Origin of the sequence: Thermoflexibacter ruber, from assembly GCF_900113045.1 — a bacterium.
Classification (GTDB): Bacteria; Bacteroidota; Bacteroidia; order Cytophagales; family Thermoflexibacteraceae; genus Thermoflexibacter; species Thermoflexibacter ruber.
The window spans coordinates 1-2,056 of sequence record NZ_FONY01000007.1 but is presented as its reverse complement, the minus strand read 5'-3'; the positions used below and the strand labels follow the sequence as shown (position 1 = coordinate 2,056).

Genomic DNA, 2,056 nt, shown 5'->3' with positions numbered 1-2,056 from the left:
TCATTGGCTTATAGCACTTTTTCTATGAAAAAAACTGAGGGTATAGAGGCATTTTTGAGCCGCTTACCCTCAGTTTTTTTGTTAAAATTTTACACCACAAGCCTTGGAAGTTTGCTTTTTTTTTCCAAAATTAAGTCCATGTTTCACCTTCAAATTTTTTTGTTAGTATGACCCACGAGCCTACACAAAAAGCCCTCTTCGGTGCTTTCCTCAATACTGCCCAGCACAATGCGTACCTGATTATCAATGAGGTCAATGAGAAGCTGGGCAAAGCAGATGTAGAAGAAGGAAAATTAGATAATGATGCCTATGCCTTACATATCCTCACCAATAAAGAAATCAAAACCCTACCTCTAAAAATCCTAAGCAGAAGGTTACTCATGGAGGGTTTCCCTTTTTTGTGTGCTTTGGGTTTTAGCCAAGATGCTACCCAAACGGATAATTTTGAAGCCCTTAAAACCAAGTTGCAAAAGGCTTTGAAAACCTTGAACGAATACCGAAATTTTTATAGTCATTATTACGAGCAAAGCATAGATTGGCAAAAATGCCAATTTGCTGACTTAGATTTGATTAGAGAGGACTTTATCAAGACCTTTACTACTTATGCAAGCGAGGAGCAGGTAAGCAAGTCTTACGAAGAGGTAAAAAAGAAAAAAGAAGAGTTAGACAAGTGTAAAAAGGGCTTGAGTCTTGCTAAAAGAAAAAAGCAAACATGGGAAATCAATGATTTAAAACAAAAAGAAGAAGTTTTAAGAGATGAGCTACTTAAAGCACAACAAGCGCATTTCCAACTCAAAGAGAAAAAGGAAAGAAAAGAGAACTTGCTCAAAAGATACCCTAACATCAGTGGAGCAGAGTTAAATAAACTCATACAAGACAAGGAAAGCCCGTATCATAGCTTTTGGAAGAAAAACAACCCTCATCGCTTTTCAAAAAAAGGCTTAGTATTTTTTATTTGCCTTTTTCTCTCTAAAGAGCAAGCAAACCTCTTTCTAAGTAGTATTTCAGGCTTTAAACGCACTGATGCCTCTTACTTTTGGGCAGTAAGGGCAATGTATATGCACCACTGTTGCCACTTGCCTCAGCCGCGTTTAGAGAGTTCTGATATGCTTTTGGATATCCTCAACGAACTAAACCGCTGCCCCAAAGTGCTTTATAACTTGCTTTCTGAAACAAATAGAGCTTATTTTGAGAAAGACATCAATTACAAAGAAGGCTCTGTACTCCAAACAGATGAGGAAGGCAACCTTGTTACTATCCAAAAAATGCTTAGACACCAAGACCGCTTACCTTATTTCATTTTGAAATACTTAGATGAAACCAATGCCTTCCCTGACTTGCGCTTTCAGATTTACTTAGGCAAATTGGTTACAGATGTCTATAAAAAGCCCAAGATGCTGGAGAAGAACGAATTAGGGGAGTTGGTAGAGCAAGACGGGCAAAGATTGATTCTCAAAGAAGTTCATGCCTTTGGGAAACCTTCGGACTTTGCAGATAAAATAAACCTACCCAAAGAATTAGAAGTAAATGAAATACAAGATAAGTATGGAGAAATGAAACAAGAAGAACTGAAAGTAGGAACGATTGTGCAGTTTTCTCCACAATATCATATTTCAAGTAACCGTATCGCCCTCAAACTCTTTAAAACCAAAGACGGCAAATTTTATTCAGAAAAACCTGATAATGACAAGCAAGCAAGACTTATTATACTCAATAAAAATTGGTTTTGGTTTTAGGGATATGAAAATTCCAAGAAATTAAGGTTTCTAATTCCTGCTTATATTGGGCAATATGGGTAAAAAACTCACAGACCTTTTCCTTGAAATCTTGAAACTTCCTATAAAAACAAGTATCAATGACCTTTTTACGCATAAATTTCCATAATCTTTCAATTAGATTAAGATTAGGCGAGTAAGCAGGCAAGAAAAGCTGTTTTATCCTGCTACTTGCCAATTTTTCTTGTAAGTGCTTATTTTTGTAATATCGTGCATTATCACAAATCACATAAATCTTTTCCTTGTCAGGGTGACATGCTTGCAATTGCTCATAGAGTTTC

Annotated in this window: 2 protein-coding genes; one reads left to right on the top strand and one right to left on the bottom strand. The window is 36.4% G+C overall.

Annotated elements, in window-relative coordinates; all coding sequences use genetic code 11:
* Positions 1-167: 167 nt before the first annotated feature.
* The gene (gene cas13b, locus BM141_RS05245; protein ID WP_091541255.1) at positions 168-1,736 is read left to right on the top strand and encodes a type VI-B CRISPR-associated RNA-guided ribonuclease Cas13b; all 1,569 of its coding nucleotides are present in this window, start codon (positions 168-170) and stop codon (positions 1,734-1,736) included.
* Here cas13b and BM141_RS05240 read toward each other — a convergent pair.
* Positions 1,711-2,056: transposase (locus BM141_RS05240; protein WP_177217269.1), on the bottom strand; the 346-nt coding region annotated here is incomplete at its 5' end. The two genes, cas13b and BM141_RS05240, sit on opposite strands and share 26 nt — an antisense overlap.